This window comes from Saccharopolyspora antibiotica (assembly GCF_047200635.1).
GTDB lineage: Bacteria > Actinomycetota > Actinomycetes > Mycobacteriales > Pseudonocardiaceae > Saccharopolyspora_C.
Map to the genome: position 1 here is coordinate 83258 of NZ_JBJZOI010000022.1, position 24406 is coordinate 107663.

21 protein-coding genes are annotated in these 24406 nt (G+C 72.8%); 3 read left to right on the plus strand and 18 right to left on the minus strand.

Features of this window, described 5'->3' with window-relative positions:
* The first annotated feature begins 173 nt into the window (after nt 1-173).
* Nucleotides 174-1073 (plus strand): NBR1-Ig-like domain-containing protein, encoded by a 900-nt coding sequence (locus ACL03H_RS18995; RefSeq protein WP_412812616.1) that lies wholly within the window; start codon nt 174-176, stop codon nt 1071-1073.
* A gap of 356 nt (nt 1074-1429) precedes the next feature.
* On the opposite strand, the gene ACL03H_RS19000 is transcribed toward ACL03H_RS18995, so the two are convergent.
* From ACL03H_RS19000 to ACL03H_RS19035, 8 genes are all read right to left on the minus strand, one after another.
* A complete protein-coding gene (locus ACL03H_RS19000) occupies nt 1430-2056 on the minus strand; it encodes a nucleoside/nucleotide kinase family protein (RefSeq protein WP_412812617.1) in 627 nt (208 codons plus the stop codon).
* On the minus strand, nt 2053-3411 hold the full coding sequence (locus ACL03H_RS19005) for a sugar porter family MFS transporter (RefSeq protein WP_412812618.1): 1359 nt from the start codon (nt 3409-3411) through the stop codon (nt 2053-2055). The genes ACL03H_RS19000 and ACL03H_RS19005 overlap by 4 nt, the downstream gene beginning before the upstream one ends.
* Nucleotides 3412-3558: 147 nt before the next feature.
* The gene (locus ACL03H_RS19010) at nt 3559-4377 is read right to left on the minus strand and encodes an ESX secretion-associated protein EspG (protein ID WP_412812619.1); all 819 of its coding nucleotides are present in this window, start codon (nt 4375-4377) and stop codon (nt 3559-3561) included.
* A gap of 2 nt (nt 4378-4379) precedes the next feature.
* On the minus strand, nt 4380-5636 hold the full coding sequence (locus ACL03H_RS19015; protein WP_412812620.1) for a PPE domain-containing protein: 1257 nt from the start codon (nt 5634-5636) through the stop codon (nt 4380-4382).
* Nucleotides 5637-5659: 23 nt separating this feature from the next.
* A complete protein-coding gene (locus ACL03H_RS19020; protein WP_412812621.1) occupies nt 5660-6286 on the minus strand; it encodes a DUF3558 domain-containing protein in 627 nt (208 codons plus the stop codon).
* The gene (locus ACL03H_RS19025) at nt 6283-6648 is read right to left on the minus strand and encodes a hypothetical protein (RefSeq protein WP_412812622.1); all 366 of its coding nucleotides are present in this window, start codon (nt 6646-6648) and stop codon (nt 6283-6285) included. The genes ACL03H_RS19020 and ACL03H_RS19025 overlap by 4 nt, the downstream gene beginning before the upstream one ends.
* A gap of 210 nt (nt 6649-6858) precedes the next feature.
* A complete protein-coding gene (locus tag ACL03H_RS19030; RefSeq protein ID WP_412812623.1) occupies nt 6859-7059 on the minus strand; it encodes a DUF397 domain-containing protein in 201 nt (66 codons plus the stop codon).
* 12 nt (nt 7060-7071) lie between these two features.
* Nucleotides 7072-7932: a helix-turn-helix domain-containing protein gene (locus ACL03H_RS19035; protein ID WP_412812624.1), complete on the minus strand. Its 861-nt coding sequence runs from the start codon at nt 7930-7932 to the stop codon at nt 7072-7074.
* Nucleotides 7933-8080: 148 nt separating this feature from the next.
* Between ACL03H_RS19035 and ACL03H_RS19040 the strand changes: the two genes are divergently transcribed.
* Nucleotides 8081-8353, plus strand: coding sequence for a hypothetical protein (locus ACL03H_RS19040; protein WP_412812625.1), 273 nt, complete (start codon nt 8081-8083; stop codon nt 8351-8353).
* Here the strand turns inward: ACL03H_RS19040 and ACL03H_RS19045 are convergent.
* The 6 genes from ACL03H_RS19045 to kdpF form a co-directional block, all read right to left on the minus strand.
* Entirely contained in the window at nt 8335-9015 is a 681-nt protein-coding gene (locus tag ACL03H_RS19045) for a response regulator (RefSeq protein ID WP_412812626.1), read from the minus strand. The genes ACL03H_RS19040 and ACL03H_RS19045 overlap by 19 nt on opposite strands.
* Nucleotides 9015-11513: a DUF4118 domain-containing protein gene (locus tag ACL03H_RS19050; RefSeq protein ID WP_412812627.1), complete on the minus strand. Its 2499-nt coding sequence runs from the start codon at nt 11511-11513 to the stop codon at nt 9015-9017. Before ACL03H_RS19050 ends, ACL03H_RS19045 begins: the two co-directional genes overlap by 1 nt.
* A 78-nt stretch (nt 11514-11591) precedes the next feature.
* On the minus strand, nt 11592-12194 hold the full coding sequence (locus ACL03H_RS19055) for a potassium-transporting ATPase subunit C (protein ID WP_412812645.1): 603 nt from the start codon (nt 12192-12194) through the stop codon (nt 11592-11594).
* Nucleotides 12195-12237: 43 nt separating this feature from the next.
* Nucleotides 12238-14319, minus strand: a complete 2082-nt coding sequence (gene kdpB / locus ACL03H_RS19060; protein WP_412812628.1) for a potassium-transporting ATPase subunit KdpB — start codon at nt 14317-14319, stop codon at nt 12238-12240.
* Nucleotides 14316-15977 (minus strand): potassium-transporting ATPase subunit KdpA, encoded by a 1662-nt coding sequence (gene kdpA, locus ACL03H_RS19065; RefSeq protein ID WP_412812629.1) that lies wholly within the window; start codon nt 15975-15977, stop codon nt 14316-14318. Before kdpA ends, kdpB begins: the two co-directional genes overlap by 4 nt.
* Nucleotides 15977-16072 carry a K(+)-transporting ATPase subunit F gene (kdpF, locus tag ACL03H_RS19070; RefSeq protein WP_412812630.1) on the minus strand — a complete coding sequence of 32 codons (96 nt, stop codon included), beginning with the start codon at nt 16070-16072 and terminating at the stop codon, nt 15977-15979. Before kdpF ends, kdpA begins: the two co-directional genes overlap by 1 nt.
* A 450-nt stretch (nt 16073-16522) precedes the next feature.
* Between kdpF and asnB the strand changes: the two genes are divergently transcribed.
* Nucleotides 16523-18358 (plus strand): asparagine synthase (glutamine-hydrolyzing), encoded by a 1836-nt coding sequence (gene asnB, locus ACL03H_RS19075; protein ID WP_412812631.1) that lies wholly within the window; start codon nt 16523-16525, stop codon nt 18356-18358.
* Between the two features lie 43 nt (nt 18359-18401).
* Here the strand turns inward: asnB and ACL03H_RS19080 are convergent, their stop codons facing one another.
* From ACL03H_RS19080 to ACL03H_RS19095, 4 genes are all read right to left on the minus strand, one after another.
* Nucleotides 18402-19847, minus strand: a complete 1446-nt coding sequence (locus tag ACL03H_RS19080) for a sensor histidine kinase (protein WP_412812632.1) — start codon at nt 19845-19847, stop codon at nt 18402-18404.
* The gene (locus ACL03H_RS19085) at nt 19841-20566 is read right to left on the minus strand and encodes a response regulator transcription factor (RefSeq protein WP_412812633.1); all 726 of its coding nucleotides are present in this window, start codon (nt 20564-20566) and stop codon (nt 19841-19843) included. The genes ACL03H_RS19080 and ACL03H_RS19085 overlap by 7 nt, the downstream gene beginning before the upstream one ends.
* A 97-nt stretch (nt 20567-20663) precedes the next feature.
* On the minus strand, nt 20664-22751 hold the full coding sequence (locus ACL03H_RS19090) for an ArnT family glycosyltransferase (RefSeq protein WP_412812634.1): 2088 nt from the start codon (nt 22749-22751) through the stop codon (nt 20664-20666).
* Entirely contained in the window at nt 22748-24031 is a 1284-nt protein-coding gene (locus ACL03H_RS19095; protein WP_412812635.1) for a bifunctional glycosyltransferase family 2/GtrA family protein, read from the minus strand. The genes ACL03H_RS19090 and ACL03H_RS19095 overlap by 4 nt, the downstream gene beginning before the upstream one ends.
* Nucleotides 24032-24406: the final 375 nt, after the last annotated feature.

The following is a 24406-nucleotide window of genomic DNA, read 5'->3' on the forward strand; positions in this document are numbered from 1 at the left end:
GCCCGTTCGCCCGGAACCCGCGTTCGAACGGTCCATTCGCGCGACCAGCGGCGGAACTCCCGCGCGCAGCGTGCTAATACGGGTCCCATGCCCTCGAGCACGCCGCATCCGCGGATCCCGTCCCGCCGTACGCCGAACCTCCCGGGCAGGCCCGAACATCACCCGAGGCAGCGATGAGCGAATCAGAGGTGAGCCCCGTGGCCGGGGGCAAGCGGGGCCGCAAGCAACTGCGCCCCGACCCGGCGGACGGTCCGGTGGCCGCGTTCGCCTACCGGCTGTGCGAGCTCAAGGAATCAGCGGGGGACCCGTCCTACGACCGGATGCGCACCGAGCTCGGGGCGGCCGCGTCGAAGTCCGCGCTGTCCTCGGCGGCCCGCGGGCAGGACCTGCCGTCCTGGGAGACCTCCTGGGAGTTCGTGCGCAGCCTGGCCGTGGGAGCGCTCGGCCAGGACGTCGAGACGGTGCGCCGCGAGTGGTCGCGACGCTGGGAGCACGCCCGGGCCTCGGCCGAGCAACCGGAGGCGGGCGGGCCGGGGACGGCCCCGCAGCCGGTGCGTCGCGAAACGCCGGCCGCGCCGCCCGATCCGGAGACCGCCCCCGGTGCGGGCCGGCGCCGGGCGTGGGTGCTGGCGGGCACCGGGCTGGCGGTGGTGCTGGCGGTGCTCGCGCTCAGCGCCTACCTGCTGTCCGGTCCGGAGCGGCCGATCCCCGGGGACGCCTCGCTGATGCTCAGCGAGACCGTCCCGGACGGCACCCGGATCGCGGCGGGCACGAGCGTCGTGAAGTCCTGGGAGATCATGAACGTCGGCCGGGTGCCGTGGACGGGCCGGTACCTGGAGCAAACCGGGGAACGCATCGGCTCGGGGGACTGCACCGCGCCGGGCCGCGTGTGGATCCGCGACACCCCGCCCGGCGAGCGGGTCCGGGTGATCGTGCCGGTGCTGGCCGGCGACCGGGTCGGCCAGTGCAAGATCTCGTGGAAGATGGTCGACGAGAACGGCGATCTGTTCTTCCCGGATCAGGCGTTGCGCCCCGTCTTCTTCGACATCGACGTGGTTCCCGCGCAGGGCTGACCCCGTTCCCGGAATGCGGTCCGCCCGCGACGGGGGTGCCTTCGCCCGCGATTCACGAGCGAAGGCACCCACCACCTCTTCCCCAGGGGTGTGCATTCGACGCGGCCCCGAATCCGACATCGTTCGCCCCCGTTTTCCGGTGGTTCGAGGGATCGCCGCGATCCGCTCAGGCTGACCTGACCCCCTGCCGCGGCGACCGCTCCGGCTCGCGCGCCCCGTCCCCCCGGACGAGTGTTGCCCGCTGCCGCGACGACCACGTTGCCACTCCCCCGGCGGCCCGGCCGAGCGATCATTGACCGGGCCTGCCGCGCTCAATGTCCTGGCAGCTCAGCGAATTGTCCAGGAGACAAAACGGGTCAGGACGGGTCGCCCTGGATCAGCAGATCGGCGTGCACCTTGGTGGGGGACACCCGCTCGGCGTTGCGCTCGTCGCTGCGCAGCACCCACTCCCGCGCCTGGTCCCGGGTTCGGCCGTAGCGGACGTGCCGCGCGACGAGCCGGGAGAGCCGCTCGGTGTTGTCGGGGGCGAGGAACCACGATTCGTCCAGCAGTTCCCGGACCTCGTTCCACGGTGGTTCGTCCAGCAGCAGGTAATTGCCCTCGGTGATCACCAGCGGCGTTTCGGGCCGGATCGCGATGGCCCCCGCGTACGATTCCTCGACCTCGCGGTGGAATTCCGGGGCGTACACGATCTCGGGACCCTGATCGCGGATTCGGCGCAGCAGCGCCACGTATCCCGCCGCGTCGAAGGTGTCCGGCGCGCCCTTGCGGTCCTGGCGGCCCAGCCGGCGCAGCTCGGCGCCCGCCAGGTGGAACCCGTCCATCGGCACCAGCACCGCCGCCGGTCCCAGGTCCGCCAGCAGGGCGTCGGCGACGGTGCCCTTGCCCGCACCGGGGGCACCGGTGATGCCGAGGATCCGCCGGGACCCCTCTTCGGCGAGCGCGCGGGCGCGGCGCCGGAGCTCGTCCAGGCCGGGGCTCATGACCGCACCTCGCCGCGCAGCGACCGCTCGATGTCCTCCAGGCTGCGGCCCTTCGTCTCCGGCAGCCTCCGGTGCAGGTAGCCGAGCCCGATTAGCCCGAACACCCCGTAGATCCAGAACAGCCCGGTGGCCGTGAGCGCGCTGATGAGGGTGAGCACCGAGATGGAGATGGCGAAGTCCAGCACCCAGTGCGTCACGGTGCCGACGCTGGAAGCCTTGCCGCGCACCGCGGTCGGGAACACCTCGCTGTTGATCAACCAGATGGCAATGCCCAGGCTGGCGGCGAACGCGGCCTCGTAGAGCATCAGGCCCGCCGTCAGCAGCGTCCCGAGCCCCGCGACGCTGGGCAGCAGGTACAGCGCGCCGAGCCCGAACAGCACCAGGATCACCACCGCCGTGCCGCCGAGCAGCAGCGGCCGCCGCCCCACCCGGTCGACGAGCAGCAGGGCGAGCGCGGTGAACACCACGTTCGTGGCGCCGATGCCCACCGACGACAGGATGGCGGCGGAATCGCCTAGCCCGGCCTGCTTGAGGATGGTGGGCGCGTAGTAGATGACGGCGTTCACGCCGACGAGCTGGTTGGTGGCGGCGACCGCGACGCCGAGCAGCACGGCGGGCCGCAACCGGGGGCCGACCAGATCTCGGTAGGAGAACGAGCGCTCCTCCCGCATCGCCTCGGCGATCTCGACGAGCTCGGCCTCGGCCTCCTCCGGGGCGCGGGTGCGCAGCAGCGCCGCCCGGGCCTGCTCGGTGCGCCCGCGCGCGAGCAGCCAGCGCGGGCTCTCCCCGAGACCGGCCAGCCCGGCCAGCATGAGCAGCGACGGCAGCGCGGCCAGCCCCAGCATCCAGCGCCAGCTCCCGCTGTCGGCGAAGGCGTAGCCGACCAGGTAGGAGGTGAAGATCCCGATGGTGATCATGAGCTGGTTCATCGAGACCAGCCGACCGCGCACCGCGGACGGGGCGATCTCGGCGATGTAGGTGGGCACCACCAGCGAACTCGCGCCGATGGCCAGACCCAGCACCACGCGCGCCGCGATGAGCACCGAGACGTTCGGGGCCAGCGCCGACAGCAGCGCCCCGAGCGTGAACACCACCGCCACCAGCAGCAGCGTGCGCTTGCGCCCGATCCCGTCCACGACGCGCCCGCCCGCCAGCGCGCCGGCGATGGCGCCGAGCAGCAGCGAGGCCACCACGACCTGCTGCATCCCGTCGTCCAGCCCGAACGCGGGCGCGATGTAGAGCAGGGCGGCGGAGAGGACGCCGGTGTCGTAGCCGAACAGCAGGCCGCCGAGCGCGGCCACCGCGGAGGCCACGAGGACGGCGCCGCGCCCTGGTCCGGAACGGGGTGAGCTCATGCCTGTGCGTCCTCCTCGACGGCGTCCGTGCGGAACGATCTTCCCCCGCCCGGCCGACGAGGCGCTAGACGACGAACCCCGGCGGGCCGGCGCGGACCCGCCGGTCCGAGCACTTCGCCGGTGTCCGACCAGCGGCACGACCGCGCGTCAGCAGCCGGTTGGCGGACGTTCGGTCGTCTCCTCGACGAGCTCGTGGAGGTATTCGGCCAGGCGCCTGTTGTCGCAGGGCGCGACGGTGCTCCACAGCCGGCCGTCGCCGCTGGCGCGGACCGAGTGCAGGTAACGCCCGGCCGGGGTGTCGTGGAAGCCGACGACGCGGTCGGATCGGTGCGGCTTCGCCGAGCGGCTCGGGGCGTGCTCGACGCCGAACTGCCCGCGCATCCCCATCCCGTCGGCCATGCCGGCGAGCGCGGCGGCGTCCTCGCCGACCACGCCGAAACCGCGCAGCTCGTCCTCGAACCGCCGCAGGTCGCTGCCCGCGCGGGCGCTGGCGTCCAGCAGCGCCTCGTGCGGCAGGCTGACCGGCCGCCCGGCGCCCGGCGGACCGTCACCCGCGACGGAGACCACGGCCTCGGCCAGCGAGCCGCCGCGCACCGGGGTGAGCTCGACGAGATCACCGTCGACCACGGTCACCAGCCCCGCGCTGCCGTTCGCCGAACCCAGCGCGCGGATGGAGCGGTCCGGCGCCCAGATGCGCAGGTCCACGGCCAGTCGCGGCCGGTCCAGCAGCACCAGCAGGTCCGCGAAGTCCTCCTCGACCCGGTCGGTGGCCGCCTCGGCGAGTCCCCGGGACCGCAGTCCCGGCCACACCCGCGCGAGGAGCTCGGCGCGCTCGTCGTGGGTGGCGCCGGGGCTCGGCACGGTGAGCACCACGTGCCTGCGCTCGGTCAGCCCCTCGGCCTCGCACACCACGTCGAACTCGGTGGCGGACAGGACGACGGTCTCCCCGTCCGCTCCCGGGCGCACGCTCAGCCCCGCTTCGCCGGGTCGTCGCCGGACCCGGAGTCCGCTCCGAACACCGGCGGGGCCACCAGCCGGTTGTCGTCGAAGGGCGTCTCCTCCTGGAAGTACTTGTTCTCGTGCTCGGCGTCCTCGTCCGACTCGGGGCGGCCACGGGTGGCGGCGGGCCCCATCGCCGAACCCGGCGCGGGCCTGCTGGTGGCCGACCCGCTCGCGGTGCGGCCCGCGGTGGTGTCACCCGGGCCGCCGCCGACCCCGGAGGAGCCACCGCGCAGCGGGGCGCTCCGGCCGTCCTTGCCGCCCGCGGCACCCCCACCGCGCGCACCGCCTCCGGCCGCGCCGGGCCTGCCGAGCGACTTGCCCGCGGCGACCGCGCCGAGTCCGGCGACCGCGGCACCGCCGGCCCCCATCCCGATCGCGCCGCTGACGCCGAGGCCGCGCTTGGCCGGAGCGGTCGGGGTGCTGGCGGCGTCACCGCCGGTCCCGCGACCGAGCTCCTCCTTGCTGCCGCTGCGACCACCGCCGAGCGGGGTCTCGCCCGCGGAACCCCGGGAGCCGCCGGAGAACGCGCCGCCGCGACCGCCGACCGCACCGGTGGCCGCGTCGCCGCCGGAGTGACCGCCGACCCCGCCGGAGACGCCGCCCGGCGCCGCGAAGGCCCCGATCCCGGAGCTCGCGCCACCGGCGCCGGTGGCGGACTGCGCGGTGACGGCGGCGGGCCGCATCTCGGGCATGGGCTGGAAGTTCTCGGCCTGGCGCACCGTGGTGTCCCGGTACGAGCCGAGCGTCTGCTGCGCGAGCTGCTTGCGGCCCTCGATCTTCTTGGCCTCTTCGTCGTAGTCGCTGGTGTAGCCGAAGTACCCGGCGCCCTTCTCGAAGATGTTCTCGGACTCGCTGTTGTGCATCTCGTTCTGGTTCGGCAGCGTGTTCTTCGCCGACTCGTACCCGCGCCCCTGCGCCTCCACGCTCGTCGCCGAGGTCGCCAGCGGGTCCTGCGACTGCTGCATCACCGCGGACTGCTTCGCCGTGGCCTCCTGCGCGATCGCCCCGGCGTTGCCGGTCCACTCGATCCGCAGCTTGCCCAGCTCGGTGCGCAGCGTCTCGTCCAGCTCGGTGACGATCTGCGCGCACCGCTGCAACGCGATCGCCGCCCCGTCCATCGACTCGGTGCCGCGACCGTCCTTGATCCTGCCGATCCAGGTCAGCAGCTCCGGGATGTCGAAGCCCTGGAAACGCAGGTTCCGGATCGGGTTCAAGTCCTCCACGCCAGCCCCCTCAGCGTCCTGATCTAACCCTGCGCCCGCAGGTTCCCCACGGCGAACTCCGCCGCCTGCTTCGCCTTGGCGCACATGTCCTGGTTGGTCATCTCGGCACCGCCTTGCCAGGCGAAACCGACTTCGAGCGCACTTCGTTCAGCCGCGTCCACATCGACCGTGCATCCCAGGCTCTCCGCGCCCGGGATCTGCGACTGGACCGCGCCGAAACCGCCACCGACGGTGTACGAGGCAGCGGTATCAGGCGATCCTTCCTGCGACTGCGCCTCAAGCTCCGCGATTCCCACAGGCGCCACGGATACTGAAATGCCGGTGGACGCGGCGGCTTCGGGATCGCTCAACCACATGCACCCGGGAAAGTTGCGAGTCCCGTTCTTCGGAGAAGGGGATCCAGGGCCGACTCCAAGCTGTTCCAGCTGCTCCGCACTGAAGATCTCGCAGATCCTAGCCTCTGCCATTCCCGCAATAGGGAGATCACGAGGTCGAGGCGGCAGATCCAGCCCACTACCTTGCTCCGGGTAGGCCGGTGCGGGTTGGGGCTCGACCGCCTCACCGCCGCCGAGCGCACAACCACCTGAGAGAAGCACGGCGCTCAGCAACACGGCGAACACCGGGCCACGCCTCACTAGAGACGAAGTCACTCGGAGCCCCCAGCCTGCTTGAAGGATGCTTCGATCTCTTCGTCGTCGATGCCGTACTGCCTGGCGACCTCTTCGAGCTGCTCACCCAGCTGTTGCACATTGGTCACGTAGTCCAGCAACCGGCTGAAGTGCGAGTCGGGATCGCCGATCAGGTTCGCCGTCCAGGCCTGGGAGGCGGCCAGACTGATCTCGTCGGTCGCAGCGGGCAGCACGCGCAGGTCCAATCTGAGCTGGAACAGCCTCTTCCGCGCGTCCTCCGCCGCTTCGCCGATGACTCGGCGGGCCGCGAGGACGTTCTCCGGGGTGACCGTGATGGTCTGGCCCGGCCCGCCCGGGGCGGGGGGCGGTGCTGGTGCGGTCATCGCGGGGGACCCCCAAGTCGCGCGGCTGCTGATCACCAGTGCGACGCAGACAGTAGCAGCGGGGGTTCCCGCCCCGGCGGAAGTTCCGCCAACTTCACACCGACCGCCCGGTCTCCACCCGAACCGGTTCACCGGCGCCCCGCACGCGAGTCAGCGCGACCACCCGGTACACCCGGAAGGACCAATCGCCGCCCGCCATCAGCGGAGCGCTCACGCCGGGGACGATTCACCCAGCGCAGCGAGGAAGTCGAACCACCGCTGCCTGGAAACGGCCACCACGGGTCCGCCCGGATCCTTGGAGTCCCGGACTCCGACGACCTCCGCGCCGACAGCGATCTCCACGCAGTTGGCGCTGCTCGCACTTCGACTGGACTTCCGCCAGGAGGCCCCTTGCTGCTGAAGGTCGTTCATACGGGGAGGATGTCATCGATCGTGCCGCGCCTGAACAGCCATGCGCTGCAACTGGTCGACCGACTCCTCGGGAGTGCGGGCGATCTTCGCCAACTCGTCCCAGACCGCTCCGTAGAGCTGCAGGTGCTCATCCTCGTCCAGCACGATGCTCGACACGAGTTGCTCCAGCCAAACCGAACCGAGCGACTCGCCGTACTCGACCAGGATGAACGCGCCCGTCATGCCCGCGTGGATCCCGGCAGAGGTGGGGAGGAGCTGGACGACGACGTTCGCCCGATCTGCTTCCTCGATGAGATAGCGGAGCTGACGAGCTCGGCAACCGAAATCGCCGAAGGGCCGCTCCAACGCGGCTTCCTCGATGATCACGTGAAGTTCGAGCGGGTCCTTCCCGGAGAGCACCCGGCGGCGTGCGATGCGGCTGCTGACCAGTTCGTCGATTTCCAGATCGCTCAGCGCTGCCCCCGTAGCCGCGATCACGGCTCGCGCGTACTCAGGCGTCTGCACCAGACCGGGAACCATCATCGGCTCGTAATACCGCAACCCAGTCGCCTCATCCTCGAAGTCGCTCCAGGTCTGCCAATCCGCCGGGAAGTGCGGGTTGCGGGTGCGCAGCCAACTGCGCTGTTCGGCGTGGCGGGCGATGTCCAACAGCTCGACGCGGCGCTTCTTCGACGGAGCGTAGAAGTCGAGCATCCGTTCCAGATCGTCCAGGTAGACGCCGATCTCGCAGGTCTCGATGCGATTGATCTTGCTACCGGACATCCCCAGCGCCTTGGCCACCTCCGTGGCACTGAGCCCCTTCTGCGCCCGGATCCTGCGCAGGGATTGCGCGAGGCGACGGGAACGGGCAGACGGTCCGGGGCGGCGGGGCATCGCAGATCTCCTGTCATCACGCTGGTATTCCCCCGCAAGGTTGCCAGGGGACACATGCGCTCGCGATCACACGATCGCGTAATTGCCTCAACTTATGCATTAACGCAATTCTTGGCGCTTCACCACATCCGGAGCAGAAGGAGGATCCATGGACGAGAAGGTCGTGCGGTTCGCGGAGGGCAGCCCGCAGCGGGAGTGGTTGTGCCGGTGCAGCGATGACGACGCGGAGATCGCGCTGTGCTCCGTCGGGGTCTCCGCCGGGGAGATCGAGGTGCTCGGCCCGGAGGAGCAGGGCTACTTCCGATTGCGGGACAGCGAGATCGCGGTGTTCCGGCGGGCGCTGGACGAGGCGATGGCGGTGGCGCGGGAGGACCTCGCCCGCCAGCGGTCGAAGGAGCGCGCTCAGACCTCGAACCGGTAGCCCATGCCCGGCTCGGTGATGAGGTGGCGGGGGCGGCTCGGGTCGGCTTCGAGCTTGCGGCGCAGCTGGGCGAGGTAGACGCGCAGGTAGTGGAATTCGTCCGCGTAGGCCGGACCCCACACCTCCTGCAGCAGCTGCCGCTGCGCGACGAGCCGGCCGCGGTGGCGCACCAGGACCTCCAGCATTCCCCACTCGGTCGGGGTCAGGTGCACCTCCTCCCCGTCGCGGCGGACCTTCTTCGCGGCCAGGTCCACCTGGAAGGTCCCGGCGTCCACCACCGGCTCGTCGCCGGTCGCGGAGACGTGGGCGCGGCGGACCGCCGCGCGCAGCCGGGCCAGCAGCTCGTCCATGCCGAAGGGCTTCGTGACGTAGTCGTCGGCCCCGGCGTCGAGGGCGCGGACCTTGTCGGTGGACTCGGTGCGGGCGGACAGCACGATGATCGGGATCTTCGTCCAGCCGCGCACGCCCTCGACGACCTCCACGCCGTCCAGGTCGGGCAGGCCGAGGTCGAGCACCACCACGTCGGGGCGCGCCTCGGCGACGAGGCGCAGGGCGGTCCCGCCGTCGGCGGCCACCGCCACCTCGTAGCCGTGCGCGGTGAGGTTGATGCGCAGCGCGCGCAGCAGCTGCGGTTCGTCGTCGACGACCAGGACCTTCGTCATCATCCCTCCGCCGCCACCGGCAGCGACAGCACGATGGTGAGCCCGCCGCCGGGAGTGTCCTCGGCCTGGATGGTGCCATCCATGGCCTGCATGAAGCCCTGCGCCACGCTGAGCCCGAGCCCCACCCCGGGCGGGCCGGTGTCGCCGGGCTCGCCGCCGCGCTCGAAGGGCGCGAACACCGACTCGGCGGTGTCCTCGGGCAGGCCGGGGCCGTGGTCGACGACGCGCAGCTCCACGCGCGCGGCGTGCGCGCTGGCCCGGACGGCGACGCCGTCCCCGCCGTACTTCAGGGCGTTCTGCACCACGTTGGCGATGACGCGTTCCAGCAGCCCGACGTCGGCGAGCACGGCGGGCAGCGATTCGTCGGTGTCCACGACCACCTTCTCCCGCCCGTCCAACCCCGCCAGCGCCCCCGCGACCGCTTGGTCGTAACCGACCGGGCGCAGCTGGGGGACGATCGCACCGGTGGCCAGCCGGGAGGAGTCCAGCAGGTTGTCCACCAGGTCCGCGAGCCGGTCCGCGGATTCCTCCACCCCGGCCAGCAGCTCCGCCGTGTCCTGTTCGGACAGTTCCAGACCGGGGATGCGCAGGCTGCTGACCGAGGCCTTGATCGAGGCCAGCGGGGTGCGCAGGTCGTGGCCGACCGCCGAGAGCAGCGCGGTGCGCAGCCGGCTCGCGTCCGCCTGCCGCTGCGCCTCGGCCGCCTCGACGGCCATCCGCTGCTGGCGCAGCGCGACCAGCGCCTGCCCGGCGGCGGCCTCCAGCACCGTGCGGTCGTCCGCGGGCAGCGGGCGGCCACCGGGCCTGCGCAGCGCCAGGTGCACGTCGGCGGTGATCTCGACGTCCACGTCGGCGTCCCCCGGTCTGCCGCACGGCCGGGTGCCGATCGAGGCGGCGATGCGCCAGCTGTCCCCGGCGCGCTCCAGCAGCGCCGCCGAGGACAGGCCGAAGTTCTCCACCAGCTTCTCCAGCAGCCTCGGCAGCGGATCGGGGTGGGTGAGCACGGTGCGCGCGTAGGAGGCGAGCAGCGCGGCCTCGGTGCGGGCGCGGGCAGCCCGCTCGGCGAGCCGGGCCGCGCGGTCCACCACCACCGCCACCATCAGCGCCGCGCCGATCATCGCCAGCACCGTCACCAGCGTCTCCGGCCTGCTCACCGCCAGCGAGTGCGTCGGCTCGGTGAAGAAGAAGTTCAACATCCCCCCGGCCAGCAGCGCCGCCGCCAGCGAGGGCGCGATCCCGCCGACCAGCGCCACCACCACCGTCGCCAGGAAGTAACCGACGACGTCGGTGGAGAGCTCGAAGTCGCCGAGCAGCGTGCTCACCCCGGTCACCGCCGAGGGCAGCGCGAACGCGAGGGCCCAACCCCACGCCTGCCGCACCCGGGAGAGCGGATTCCGCGCCGGGCGCCGGGACCGGCGTCGCCCGGCCTCGGCGTGGGTGACCATGTGCACGTCGATGGTGCCGGAGCGCTGCACGATGGTGGCGCCGATGCCCTCCTCCGCCACCCGCGCCCAGCGGGAGCGCCGGGAGGTGCCGACGACGAGCTGGGTGGCGTCGGCCGCGCGGGCGAAGTCGAGCAGCGCCTCGGGAACGTCGTCGCCGACGACGGTGTGGAAGCTGGCGCCCACGTCGTCGGTCACCTTGCGGGCGCGGGCGAGGTTCGCCGGGGACGCACCGGTGAGGCCGTCGCCGCGCAGCACGTGCACCACCTGCAGCTCCGCGCCCGCGCGGGCGGCGATGCGGCGGGCGCGGCGGATCAGGGTCTCGCTCTCCGCTCCCCCGGTGATGGCGGCGACGACCCGTTCCCTGGCCTCCCAGGTGTCGGTGATCCGCCGCTCGGCGCGGTAGCGGCGCAGCGCCACGTCGACCTGGTCTGCCAGCCACAGCAGCGCCAGCTCGCGCAGCGCGGTGAGGTTGCCGGTGCGGAAGTAGTTGCCCAGCGCGGCGTCGACCTTGTCGGCGGAGTACACGTTGCCGTGCGCGAGGCGACGGCGCAGCGCCTGCGGGGTGATGTCGGCGAGCTCGATCTGCTCGGCCCGCCGCACCACCTCGTCGGGCACGGTCTCCTGCTGGCGGACGCCGGTGATGGCCTCCACGACGTCGTTCAGGCTCTCCAGGTGCTGCACGTTCACCGTGGACAGCACGGTGATCCCGGCCTCCAGCAGCTCCTCGACGTCCTGCCAGCGCTTCTCGTGGCGGGAGCCGGGGGCGTTGGTGTGCGCGAGCTCGTCGACGACGGCGACCTGCGGCCGGCGGGCGAGCACGGCGTCCACGTCGAGTTCGGTCACCCGGACGCCGCGGTGCTCGAAGGCGCGGCGGGGCACCTCCTCCAAGCCCTCCAGCAGCCGGCCGGTCTCCACCCGGCCGTGGGTCTCGACGAGGCCGACCACGACGTCGGTGCCGCGCGCACCGCGCCGCCGCGCCTCGTCGAGCATCGCGAAGGTCTTGCCCACGCCCGGCGCCGCGCCCAGGTAGATCCGCAGCTCGCCCCGCTTCATCCGCCGCCTTCCCTCCGGTCGGTGACCCCGATCCTGCCGGTCGGGCGGACCGCGCACCCGGCGCGGCCCGCCCGGTGCTCACCGCCGCTCGGCGACGGCGGCGTTGAGCGCGGGCACCGCGACCGTCCGCTCCGCGAGCCCGCCGCCCGAGGTGGCCTGGGCGATGAGCAGCCGCACCTCGCTCGGCGGCAGACCGGTGACCCGCGCGACCCGGGGAGCCTGCAGCTCCGCGTAGGCGGGGCTGATCCCCGGGTCCAGCCCGCTGGCCGAGGCCGTGACGGCGTCCACCGGCACCGCCCGCGGCGCGGCGCCCTCGCGGGCGGCGATGGCGGCGCGGCGCTCCCGCACGGCGGCGAGCAGCTGCGGGTTGTCGGCCGACAGGTTGGACCCGCCGGACGTGGCGGGATCGCCCGGCCCCAGCGGCCCGACCGCCGAAGCCGACGGGCGGGTGTGGAAGTACGGGTCGCGCGCCGGATCGGCGGGCACCGGGTCCACCCCGATGAGCTCGGATCCGACCACCTGACCGCGCACCACCAGCGGGGAGCCCTCCGCGTGCTCGTGCAGACCGGGTGACCGGCTCACGCCCCACACGGCCAGCGGGTAGCCCAACCCGAGCAGCACCGTGAACACCAGCAGCGCCCGGATCCCGGTTCCGGCCTGCCGCAGCAACGTCTTGAACATCGTCATCTCCAGGAACTCCCCTCGACCGGCTGTCGCCGGGCGGTCAGCCCAGGCCCGGGATCGTGCGCACCACGAGGTCGATCAGCCAGATGCCGGCGAACGGCGTGAGCACCCCGCCGACGCCGAACAGCAGCAGGTTGCGGCGCAGCAGCGCGGCCGCGTTCGACGGCCGGTAGCGGACTCCGCGCAGCGCCAGCGGGATCAGCAGCACGATGATCAGCGCGTTGAAGATCACCGCGGAGAGGATCGCCGAGGACGGCGTCGCCAGCTGCATCACGTTCAACCGGTTCAGCTGCGGGTGGACGACCACGAACAGCGCGGGCAGGATCGCGAAGTACTTCGCCAGGTCGTTGGCGATGCTGAAGGTGGTCAGCGCCCCGCGCGTGATGAGCAGCTGCTTGCCGATCTCGACGATCTCGATCAGCTTCGTCGGGTCGGAGTCGAGGTCGACCATGTTGCCGGCCTCCTTGGCGGCGGCCGTGCCGGTGTTCATCGCCACCCCGACGTCGGCCAGCGCGAGCGCGGGCGCGTCGTTGGTGCCGTCGCCGGTCATCGCCACCAGCCGCCCGCCCGCCTGCTCGCGGCGGATCAGCCCCATCTTGTCCTCGGGCTTCGCCTCGGCGAGGTGCTCGTCGACCCCGGCCTCGCGCGCGATGGCGGCGGCGGTGAGCGCGTTGTCGCCGGTGACCATGACCGTGCGGATGCCCATCGCGCGCAGTTCGGCGAAGCGCGCCGCCATCCCCGGCTTGACCACGTCGGCGAGCCGGACCACGCCGAGCACCCGGAACGCGCCGTCCCGGTGCTCGGCCACCGCCAGCGGGGTGCCGCCCTCGCGGGCGATGTCCTCGGCCGCGGAGTCCACCTCGGCTCCGGCCGCTCCGCCGCCCGCGCGCACCCAGTCCCGCACCGCGCTGACCGCGCCCTTGCGGATCTCCCGGCCGTCGAGGTCGAGACCGCTCATCCGGGTCTGCGCGGTGAACTCCACCGGCTCGCCGCGTCCGGGCGGGGCCTCGGGCGGGGCGAAGCGCTCGCGGCAGAACTCGACGATGCTGACGCCCTCGGGAGTCGGGTCGGCGAGGCTGGCGAGCACCGCGACCTCGGCCAGCTCCGCTTCGGTGGCGGCGCCGACGGGCACGAGGCCGGTGGCGCGGCGGTTGCCGAAGGTGATGGTGCCGGTCTTGTCCAGCAGCAGCGTGTCCACGTCCCCGGCGGCCTCCACGGCGCGCCCGGACTTGGCCAGCACGTTGCGCTGCACCAGCCGGTCCATCCCCGCGATGCCGATCGCGGACAGCAGCGCGCCGATCGTGGTCGGGATCAGGCACACCAGCAGCGCGGTGAGCGTCACCACCGGCAGCAGCGAGCCCGCGTAGCCCGCCATCGGTTGCAACGCGGTCACCGCGAGCAGGAAGACGATGGTGAGCGTGGCCAGCAGAACCGTGAGCGCGATCTCGTTCGGCGTCTTCTGCCGCTGCGCGCCCTCGACGAGGGCGATCATCCGGTCCACGAAGGTCTCCCCTGGCGCGGTGCTGATCCGCACCACGATCCGGTCGGAGAGCACGGTGGTCCCGGCCGTCACCGCGCAGCGGTCGCCGCCGGATTCCCGGATCACGGGGGCGGATTCGCCGGTGATGGCGGATTCGTCGACGGTCGCGATGCCCTCGACCACGTCGCCGTCCCCGGGGATCACCTCGCCCGCCTCGACGACGACCCGGTCCCCGACGCGCAGACCGGTGCCGGGGATCCGCTCCTCCCCGTCCGCGCCGAGGCGGCGGGCCACCGCCTCGGCGCGGGTGCGGCGCAGCGCCTCGACCTGCGCCCGGCCCCGGCCCTCGGCGACGGCCTCGGCGAGGTTGGCGAACAGCACGGTGAACCACAGCCAGGCGGCGACCGCGACGACGAAGGCACCGGGTTCGGCGACGGCGAGCACCGTCGCGAGCACCGATCCCACCCACACGACGAACATGACCGGGTTGCCCAGCTGGTGCCGGGGGTGCAGCTTGCGCAGGGCCTGGGGCAGCGCGCCGAGCAGGTGGCGCGGGCTGAACGCCCCGGCCGGGACCGCGCGCCCGCGCGGGGCGGCCACCGCGGCGAGCGCGCCGCGGGCTCCTCGTTCCTGCGTGATCATGCCAATGCCTCCGCGATCGGCCCGAGCGCCAGCGCGGGCAGGAAGGTCAGGGCCGCGACGAGCACGACGGTGCCCGCGAGCAGCCCCGCGAACAGCGGCCCGGTGGTGGGCAGCGTTCCGGATCCGGCCGGGACCCGCTGCTGCCGCGCGAGCGAACCCGCGAGCAGCAGCACCGCGAGGATCGGCAGCAACCGGCCGAACAGCATCGCCAGCGCGAGGGTCACCTGGAAGAAGTCACCGGTGACGGTGAGCCCGGCGAAGGCGCTGCCGTTGTTGTTGGCCGCCGAACCGTAGGCGTAGAGCACCTCGGTCAACCCGTGCGCGCCGGGATTCGCCATCGCCGCCGGGGTCGCGGGCAGCGCGATCGCCACCCCCGCGCCCAGCAGCACCAGGGTCGGCATCACCAGGATCGACAGCGCGGCGGCGCTGATCTCACGGCGGCCCAGCTTCTTGCCCAGGTACTCCGGGGTCCGCCCGACCATCAGCCCGGCCAGGAACACGGCGAGCACGGCGAGCACCAGCAGCCCGTACAACCCGGAACCGGCACCGCCCGGGGCGACCTCGCCGAGCAGCACGTTCAGCAGCACCACCCCGCCGCCGAGTCCGCTGAAGCTGTCGTGCATCGCGTTCACGGCGCCGGTGGAGGTGCCCGTGGTGGCGGTGGCGAACAGCCCGGACAGGTAGGTCCCGAAGCGGGCCTCCTTGCCCTCCATCGCGCCCCCGGCGGCGATCGCGGCCGGCCCGCCCGGGTGCGCTTCGGCCCACCACACCACCGCCAGCACGGCGGTGAAGAGCCCGGCCATCACCGACAGCAGCGCGAGGCCCTGCCTGCGGTCGCCGACCATGGTTCCAAAGGTGCGGGTGAGGGACACCGGGATGAGCAGCAGCAAGAAGATCTCCAGCAGGTTGCTGAGCCCGGTGGGGTTCGAGAACGGGTGCGCCGAGTTGGCGTTGAGCACGCCGCCGCCGTTGGTCCCGAGCACCTTGATCGCCTCCTGGCTGGCGACGGGTGCGGTCGCGATCGCGTGCGGCTGCCCGTCGAGGCCGACCACCTGCAACGCGGGGGCGAAGGTCATCACTGCGCCCAGCGCCACCAGCAGCACCGCCGAGACCGCCGCGAGGGGCAGCAGGATCCGCACCACGCCGCGGGTCAGGTCCACCCAGAAGTTCCCGATCCGGTCGTCCCCGGAGCGGGTGAACCCTCGCACCAGCGCCACCGCGACGGCCATGCCGACCGCGGCGGACAGGAAGTTCTGCACCGCGAGCCCGGCGAGCTGGACGGCGTGGCCGAGCACCTGTTCGGGGACGTAGGACTGCCAGTTCGTGTTGGTGGCGAAGCTGACGGCGGTGTTGAACGCCATCGCGGGTTCGACCGGCGGGCGACCGAAGTCCAGCGGCAGCAGGGTCTGCATCCGCTGGAGCAGGTAGAGCAGCGCGATCGAGACGAAGGAGAAGGCGAGCACGGCGGCCGCGTAGGTCGGCCAGCGCTGGCCGGAGTCGCCGTCCACCCGCAGCACCCGGTAGAGCCCGCGCTCCACCTTCCAGTGCCGCTCGTCGGTGTAAGCGCGCGCCATGTGGTCACCGAGCGGCTTGTGGACGACCGCCAGGGCGAGGACGAGGAGACCGGCCTGGAGGAGGCCGACCGCGAGGCTGGACATCAGAAGTTCTCCGGCCTGATCAGGGCGATGAACAGGTAGGCGGTGAGCAGCAGCGCGAGCAGCCCGCCCGCGGCGTTGGCCAGGAGCTCGGTCACAACCGCTCCAGACCGCGCAGCGCCAGCGCCAGCACGAGGAAGCCGCCGATCAGCAGCACCGCGTACGCCAGATCGACCACGATCACGCGCCTCCTTCGAGGTGAGGGGCGCCCGGGTGGCGCCCTGCTGAGACCACTCAACGTCCCGCGCCGCCGGGTGGACAGGTCCCTGACGCGGGTTTGACGGGGCCGCGCCGCGTCTTGACGCGGTCTTGACGCGAGGGTCGCCGGGCCCCGGTGGCTCTTTCACCCGGGTGGACGCACGCTCGACGTTGCGGCGGTGTTACCTGCTCCGATGCGGGCGCCGGCCACGCGCAGCGACCGAATTTCGCCCGTTTTGGCTGGTAAGGGGCTTTGCTCCGGCCAAAATCCACCGCGCCAACTGGTTTCGTCAACGCAACTATCTAGTTACCTTGACTAAGTAAGGACCTGCGCGAAAGGAGCTACGCCCATGTGCGGCATCTCCGGCTGGATCGACTTCCGCCGAGACCTCACCCGAGAACAGCCCGTCATCGACTCCATGTGCGAGACCATGGCCTGCCGCGGGCCGGACGGGGCAGGCACCTGGGTCAAGCGGCACGCGGCGCTCGGGCACCGCAGGCTCGCGATCATCGACCTGCCCGGCGGCGCGCAGCCGATGGAGGTCAGGACCGCCGACGGCGAGGTCGGGCTCGTCTACAGCGGTGAGGCCTACAACTTCACCGAGCTGCGCGAGGAGCTGCGGCGACGGGGCCACGACTTCGAGACCGACAGCGACACCGAGGTCGTGCTGCACGGCTACCTGGAATGGGGCGCCGAGGTCGCCGAGAAGCTCAACGGCATGTACGCGTTCGCCGTCTGGGACACCCGGACCGAGCAGCTGCTGCTCATCCGCGACCGGATGGGCATCAAGCCGCTGTACTACCAGCAGACCGGGAACGGCCTGCTGTTCGGCTCGGAACCCAAGGCGATCCTGGCCAACCCCGAGGTGGAGAAGGTCGTCGACGCCGACGGCCTGCGCGAGCTGTTCACGGTCACCAAGTCCCCCGGCCGGGCCATCTGGCAGGGGATGCGCGAAGTCGTGCCCGGCACCGTGGTCACCTTCGACCGCAACGGCCTGCGCGAGCACACCTACTGGAGCCTCGACGCCGTCGAGCACACCGACGACCGGGAGACCAGCGTCGCGCGCGTGCGCGAGCTGCTCGACGACATCGTGCGCCGCCAGCTCGTCGCCGACGTGCCGCGCTGCGTGCTGCTCTCCGGCGGTCTCGACTCCAGCGCGCTGACCGCGCTCGCCGCCCAGCAGCTCGCCGAGCGGGACGAGCAGGTCCGCAGCTTCGCCGTGGACTTCGTCGGGCAAACCGAGAACTTCCAGCCCGACGAGATGCGCGCGACCCCCGACGGCCCGTACGTCCAGGACGTGCACCAGCACGTCGGCTCGCTGCACCAGGACATCGTGCTCGACCCGCAGGCGCTGGCCGATCCCGCGGTGCGCCGCGCCGCCGTGCGCTCCCGGGACCTCCCGATGGGCATCGGCGACATGGACAACTCGCTCTACCTGCTGTTCAAGGCGATCCGCGGCCATTCGACGGTGGCGCTGTCCGGGGAGTCCGCCGACGAGGTCTTCGGCGGCTACAAGTGGTTCCACGACCCGAAGGTGCAGCAGGCCCGCACCTTCCCGTGGCTGGCCGCGATCACCGCGCAGCAGGCCGAGAGCGGCCGGATCCTCGAACCCTCCATCGCCGACGCGCTGGACCTCCCCGGCTACGTCTCGGCCGAGTACGAGCAGGCCATCGGGTCGATGCCGACCCTGGAGTCGGACAGCCCGTTCGAGGCGAAGATGCGGGAGATCAGCTACCTGCACCTGACCCGCTTCGTGCGGATGCTGCTGGACCGCAAGGACCGGATGTCGATGGCCGTGGGCCTGGAGGTCCGGGTCCCGTTCTGCGATCACCGCCTGGTCGAGTACGTGTTCAACGCCCCCTGGTCGCTGAAGACCTTCGACGGCCGGGAGAAGAGCCTGCTGCGCGGCGCCTCCGCCGACGTGCTGCCGAAGTCCGTGGTCGAGCGCGTCAAGAGCCCCTATCCGTCCACTCAGGACCCCGCGTACGCGGCGGAGCTGCAGAAGCAGGTCAAGGAGCTGGTCAGCACCGGCGACCGCGCCCTGGAGCTGCTCAACGGCGACTGGGTGAAGAGGGCCACCGAGCTCGATCCGTCCGAAGTGGACACACCTACTCGGAACGTGTTCGAGCGCGCCCTGGACGTCTCGGTCTGGTTCGACCTGCACAACCCCACCGTGAAGCTCTGAGCACCCGGGCGGTGCCGGTCCGCCCCGCTACCGGCACCGCCCGTCAGCTCAGCGGGACGAGCAGGCGGAAGGTCGATCCCGCGGGGCCGGTGGACAGCTCGACCCGGCCGTGGTGCGCCTCCGCGATGGCGGCCGTGATGGCCAGACCCAGGCCACTGCCCCCCTCGGAGCGCTCCCGCCCGTCGTCGACCCGGTAGAACCGGTCGAAGATCCGCCGCGCGTGCTCCGGCGCGATGCCCGGGCCGCTGTCGCGGACCGACACCACGCCCATCGCCGTCCCCGGACCCGGATCAGCCCCAGCCGCGAACACGTCCTCCCGCGCCGCTCCGTGCGCCACCGAGATCCGCACCGGCGAGCCAGGCGGGGTGTGCACCAGCGCGTTCGTCATCAGGTTCGTGAGCGCCTGGCGCAGCCGCGGGCCGTCGCCGAGCACCCGCACCGCGCCCTCCGGCACCACCACGTCGATCCGCCGCCCCGCGTCCCGCACCCGCGCGTCCCCGGCCACGTCCCGCGCCAGCGGGACCAGGTCCAGGTCCACCAGGTCGATGGTGCGCTCCCGGTCCAGCCGGGCCAGCAGCAGCAGATCCTCCACCAGGTCGCCCATCCGCACCGCTTCGCCCTCGATGCGCGACATCATCCGCCGCACGTCCTGCTCGCCCGGTGAGTCGCTGCGCCGGTAGAGCTCGGCGAACCCGCGGATCGAGGTCAGCGGGGTGCGCAGCTCGTGCGAGGCGTCCGCGACGAACCGGCGAAGCCGCAGTTCGGACTGCTCGCGCTGCTGCAGCGCGGCGACGAGGCGCCCGAGCATCGCGTTCAGCGCCGCGCCCAGCCGCCCGGTCTCGGTCCCCGGGTCCTGATCGGCGACCCGGCGGTCCAGCTCGCCGGTGGCGATGGCGTGCGCGGTGTGCTCGATGCGGGTCAGCGGCCGCAGGCCCAGCCGGACCGTCACCATCGCGACCGCCGCGAGCACCGCCACCACGATCCCGCCCACGACCAGCTCGATGACGAGCAGCCACCGCAAGGTCTGGTCCACGTCCCCGGTGGACAGCGCCAGCGACACGCGCGCCCCGTCCGGCCGGGTCTCGGTGAGCACCCGCCAGTCCGCGCCGCCGGAGCGATCCGGCACCGTGATGATCTCCCCGTCCGGGCCTGGACGGTCGATCATCGGTTGCCGCGGGTCGGACTCGGTCGGACCGTGCACCTGCTCCAGCGCACCGCCGGGGGCGAACAGCAGCGCCCGGAAGTCCGTGGGCAGTCGGGGCCCCTGCTCGTCGCCGTCCCGCGGCCCCGGCGGGGGCGGCGGCCGGACGTCGAGCCAGGGGCGGGACATCTCGTGCAACCGCCCGTCCAGCTTGTCCAGCAACGAGTTCCGCAGCAGCAGCTGGCTGGCGAAGCCCATCGCCACCAGACCCGCCACCGCCGCTCCGATCAGCAGCAGCACCAGCCGGCCGCGCAGGGTGCGCGCGAACGACCTCGGACCCCTCAGCACCGCGCTCGCTCCTCCGGTGGGACCCGCAGCACGTAACCGACGCCGCGGATGGTGTGGATCAGGGCGGGCCGGGCGAAGTCCACCTTGCGGCGCAGGTAGCTGATGTAGGACTCCACGATCCGGCTGTCGCCGCCGAACTCGTAGTTCCACACCCGGTCCAGGATCTGCCCCTTGCTGACCACCTTCTCCGCGTTGACCAGCAGGTAGCGCAGCAACTTGAACTCCGTCGGCGAGAGGTTCACCAGCCGTCCGGCCCGGCGCACCTCGTAGGTCTCCTCGTCGAGTTCGAGGTCCCGGTAGCGCAACCGGGAGTCCGGCTCGGCGAGCGGCGCGGGCCGCGCGCGGCGCAGGATCGCGCGCAACCGCAGCACCACCTCGTCCAGGCTGAACGGCTTGGTCACGTAGTCGTCCCCGCCCGCGGTGAGCCCGGCGATGCGGTCCTCCACCGCGTCCCGCGCGGTGAGGAACAGCACCGGCACCGCCTCGTCGCGCTCGCGCAGCCGTCGAGCCACGGTGAACCCGTCCTGGTCCGGGAGCATCACGTCCAGCACCACGATGTGCGGGCGGAACTCGCCGGCCGCGCGCAGCGCCTCAGCGCCGCTGGCGGCGCCCCGCACCTCGAAACCGCTCAACCGCAGGGCGGCCGTGAGCAGCTCCAGGATGTTGGGCTCGTCGTCGACGACCAGTACCCGCGCCGAGGGCGCCTTCTCGTCAGCCACCGGGCCAGGATCTCCCACCCGGCTGGGAGTTCGCTGAACGGACGCTGGGAACCAGGTGCGCGCCCCGGCCGCCCGGCTGGGCCGAGGCGCGCGGTCCTCAGCCGCGGCAGTCGTGGAGACCGTCCGCCTGCTGCTCGCCGGTGTTCGCGGTGCCGCCGTAGACGGCGGGGTCGACGAGGGTGCAGTTCCGCTGGACCCACTCCTGCCGCTCGGTGGACGCACCACCCGTGCCGGGCATCCCGCCGCCCGGTCGGCCATCGCGGGCCTGATCGCCCTGGCCGCTCGGGTCCTGGCCGCTCGGGCCCGGGCCGCCAGGTCCGCCGCCGGGACCCCCTCGACCGCCGAGCAGCACGAAGCCGAGGCTGCCCTGCTGCTTCCACCGCTCCAGCAGCTCCACCGAGGGCGCGTCGTCGCTGCCCGTGAACCCGCCCATCCCGATCACCCGGAGGTCGCTGTTGATGATGTACGAACTCGCGCCCTGCGCGCCCCCCTCGACCGCGAGCGGGATCTCCCGGTCCCCGGCTTGAGCCGTGACCAGGTCCAGCAGCGCTTGCTGCTCCGAGGTCAGCGAGTCGCCCTCCATCCCCCCGGGCATCCCGCCCGGCGGCTCGCCACCCCGGCCCTGGCCGTCCCGGTCCTGGGGACCGCCCGGCATCCCGCCCGGGAACCCACCGGTCGACGGCCCGGCCGTCGGGTTCGCCCCACCCGCGCCACCGCCGCTCTCCCCGGCGAACGCCGTCGCCAGCGACCACGTGCCCGGCACCGCCAGCACCGCGGCCAGCGACAACGCCAGCCCGGCGCGCACCAGCCCGTGCTCGCGCCGTCCGAGGGCCAGCGCCAGCACCCCGAGCCCGCCCAGCCCGAGCGCGAGGTAGGCGGCCCAGCCGTGCCACTCCGGCTCCCGCGACACCAGCACCACCGCCCAGCCCACGGTGATCACCACTCCGGCGGGCAGCAGCCACCCGGTGAGCGAGCCCTCCCGGTGCGCCTTCCAGAACCGCAGCAGCCCGGCGGCGGCCACGGCACCGACGGCGGGCGCGAGCATCGTCGTGTAGTACGGGTGCATCGTGCCCTGCGCGAAGCTGAAGACGAGCCAGCTGAACACCAGCCAGCCGCCCCAGAGCACCCAGCCGGCGGCGCGGAACCGGTCCACCGGTCGTCTCGCGCGGCGCCGACGCACCCCGCCGAGCACGACCGCCGCCAGCACCAGCCCGCACAGCGGCAGCAGCCAGCTGATCTGGCCCGCCAGCTGCTCGTTGGCGAAGCGCAGCAGCCCGGACTCACCGGAGAACCCGCCGCCCCCACCGGGCCCACCGCCGCCGGATCCGCCCCCGCCGCCGTTGCCCTCGCCGCCGAAGATCCGGCCGAAACCGTTGTAGCCGAAGACCAGGTCCCAGGCCGAACCGTCCTCGCTGCCGCCGATGTAGGGCTTCGGGGCGGGCCACAGCATCGTCACCGCCACCCACCAGAACGAGGCGACCAGCACCGTCCCCGCCGCCGCGAGCAGGTCCAGCGCCTTGCGGCCCCACGACGCCTCGCGCCCCACCAGGTAGGCGACGGTGAACACCGGCAGCAGCAGCCACGCCTGCAACATCTTGGTCAGGAACCCGCAGCCGATCAGCGCCGCCGACGCCACCAGCCACCAGGTCGCGGCCGAGGCGCGCCGCGCCGACAACGAGCGGGTGAGCGCGTAGGCCGCGGCGAGCACCAGCAGCACCAGCAGCGTGTCCGGGTTGTTGTCCCGGTTGATCGCCACGGTGATCGGCGTCAGCGCCAGCACCAGGGCGGCCAGCAGCGCCACGTGCTCCCCCGCCCAGCGGCGGACCGTCCGGTGCAGCACGAACACCGCCGCCGCACCCATCACGACCTGGGGGAACAGCACGGCGAACCGGCTGAACCCGAACACCTGGACCGAGGCCACCTGCACCCACAGCGCCATCGGCGGCTTGTCCACCGTGACGACACCGACCGGGTCGAAGGAGCCGAACAGGAAGTTCTCGAAGCTCCGCGACATCGACCTGACCGCCGCCGAGTAGTACGCGTTACCCCAGGACTCCCCGATCCCCCAGGCGTAGAGGACGGCCGAGAGCAGGCAGATCGCCGCGAGCGCGAACGGATGCCACCTGACCCGGCGGGACGTGTCAGCGGAGCCCGCGCGGACGTGGTCGATCGCGGCGGCGGTCATGCGTCGCCCCTTCCGGAGCCGACGAGCTCGGAGCCGCCGGAAGCGGTTCGCGTCGCGACGGGCCGGAACACCCAGGAGCGCAGCAGCACGAACCGCAGCGCCGTGCCGACCACCGAGGAGCCCACCAGCACCAGCACCTCCAGCCAGCGCGAGGCGTCCGGCACCGTCGCGTCCAGCGCGAGCAGCGCACCCGAGGTGACGACGTAGTAGAGGGCGAACACCACCAGCCCCTGCAGGTGCACCCGCCCCGAGGCCGGAGCCCGGCCGAGGAACGTGAACCTGCGGTTGGCCTCGGTGTTCCACAGGGTCGTCGCGGTGAGCGCCACCAGGTTCGCCAGCAGCGGCGGCCACCACGTCCGCAGCAGCGCGTAGAGCACCGTGGTGACCGCAGTGGACAGAACTCCGATGAGCGAGAACGAGAACAGCTGCCACAGCAGGCCGTTCTCCCGCTCCGCCAGCACCGCCTGCGGGTGCGCGGCGCGGGGCCCGGGTCGCCTCGGCAGCCCCTCGACCGCGGCGGCACCGGTGAGCTTGGCGCGCGCCACCCGCAGCAGCCCGGCGAGGTCGTCGGCGGCGGTCCGCGCGACGTTCACCCGGGTGTCGACGTCCTCCACCCAGTCCACCGGAACCTCGTGCACCCGCAGGCCGTTGTGCTCGGCGAGCAGCAGCAGCTCGGTGTCGAAGAACCAGGCGTCGTCGCGCACGCGGCGCAGCAGCGGGCGGACCACGTCGGTGCGGGCGGCCTTGAAGCCGCACTGCGCGTCGGAGAACCGCGCGCCGTGCGTCCAGCGGATCACCTGGTTGTAGGAGCGGGAGATCAGCTCCCGCTTGGCTCCCCGGACCGTGCGCGAGCCCGGAGCCAGCCGGGACCCGATCGCGAGGTCGGAATGCCCGTTCACCAGCGGTGCCACCAGCGGCAGCAGCGCGTCGAGCCCGGTGGAGAGGTCCACGTCCATGTAGACCACCACGTCCGCGTCGCTGTAGCCCCACGCGGTGCGCAGGGCCAGGCCGCGTCCCTTGCGGGCCAGGTGCAGCACCCGCGCGTTCGGCATCGCGTCGGCGAGCTCGTGGGCGACGCGCAACGTCCCGTCGGTGCTCGCGTTGTCCACCACCGTGATCGACCACTCGAACGGGAAGTCGCGCACCAGGTGCTCCCGGAGCACCCGCAGGCACCCGGGCAGCGAGCGCTCCTCGTTGTGCACCGGGATCACCAGGTCGACCGTCGCCGCGGCGCGCGGCGCGGCCCCCCGGCTCGCCGTCTCGGCACTTGCTCTCGGCATCGCGTGCGTCCCTTCGCGTTCTCCCGCTCCTGGCGCGGCCGACGGTGCGCGGCCACCGGGTTCCAGCAAGCACCGCCCGGTTGTCACGCCGCTGGAGGCGCAGTGGGAGAACGCTGGGAATCGCGGGCCCGCCGACGGCCACGGGCCAGGAGGTCGCCGTGCTCAGCGCCCCGAGCGGGGCGGACGGCTCCGAGCGGTGCCAGGAGTTCCGGGGAGCCCCGCAGCGGACTCCCAGCCCGTTCCCAGGTTCACCGACCGGGATCGGGCGGGGAGGTGCGGCCCGCGAGCGGGAACGGCTCCGGGCAGGAGAACCGGCCCAGCGCGGGGATTCGTGGCGCTGCCGGGGTGCGGGACGCTGCCGGGCCACGAGGATGC

Excerpts from the sequence above, each read along its gene's own strand:
- ACL03H_RS18995 (WP_412812616.1), top strand. The coding sequence starts at position 174 with ATGAGCGAATCAGAGGTGAGCCCCGTGGCCGGGGGCAAGCGGGGCCGC.
- ACL03H_RS19000 (WP_412812617.1), bottom strand. The coding sequence starts at position 2,056 with ATGAGCCCCGGCCTGGACGAGCTCCGGCGCCGCGCCCGCGCGCTCGCC.
- ACL03H_RS19005 (WP_412812618.1), bottom strand. The coding sequence starts at position 3,411 with ATGAGCTCACCCCGTTCCGGACCAGGGCGCGGCGCCGTCCTCGTGGCC.
- ACL03H_RS19025 (WP_412812622.1), bottom strand. The coding sequence starts at position 6,648 with ATGACCGCACCAGCACCGCCCCCCGCCCCGGGCGGGCCGGGCCAGACC.
- ACL03H_RS19030 (WP_412812623.1), bottom strand. The coding sequence starts at position 7,059 with ATGAACGACCTTCAGCAGCAAGGGGCCTCCTGGCGGAAGTCCAGTCGA.
- ACL03H_RS19035 (WP_412812624.1), bottom strand. The coding sequence starts at position 7,932 with ATGCCCCGCCGCCCCGGACCGTCTGCCCGTTCCCGTCGCCTCGCGCAA.
- ACL03H_RS19040 (WP_412812625.1), top strand. The coding sequence starts at position 8,081 with ATGGACGAGAAGGTCGTGCGGTTCGCGGAGGGCAGCCCGCAGCGGGAG.
- ACL03H_RS19045 (WP_412812626.1), bottom strand. The coding sequence starts at position 9,015 with ATGACGAAGGTCCTGGTCGTCGACGACGAACCGCAGCTGCTGCGCGCG.
- ACL03H_RS19050 (WP_412812627.1), bottom strand. The coding sequence starts at position 11,513 with ATGAAGCGGGGCGAGCTGCGGATCTACCTGGGCGCGGCGCCGGGCGTG.
- ACL03H_RS19055 (WP_412812645.1), bottom strand. The coding sequence starts at position 12,194 with ATGTTCAAGACGTTGCTGCGGCAGGCCGGAACCGGGATCCGGGCGCTG.
- kdpB (WP_412812628.1), bottom strand. The coding sequence starts at position 14,319 with ATGATCACGCAGGAACGAGGAGCCCGCGGCGCGCTCGCCGCGGTGGCC.
- kdpA (WP_412812629.1), bottom strand. The coding sequence starts at position 15,977 with ATGTCCAGCCTCGCGGTCGGCCTCCTCCAGGCCGGTCTCCTCGTCCTC.
- asnB (WP_412812631.1), top strand. The coding sequence starts at position 16,523 with ATGTGCGGCATCTCCGGCTGGATCGACTTCCGCCGAGACCTCACCCGA.
- ACL03H_RS19090 (WP_412812634.1), bottom strand. The coding sequence starts at position 22,751 with ATGACCGCCGCCGCGATCGACCACGTCCGCGCGGGCTCCGCTGACACG.
- ACL03H_RS19095 (WP_412812635.1), bottom strand. The coding sequence starts at position 24,031 with ATGCCGAGAGCAAGTGCCGAGACGGCGAGCCGGGGGGCCGCGCCGCGC.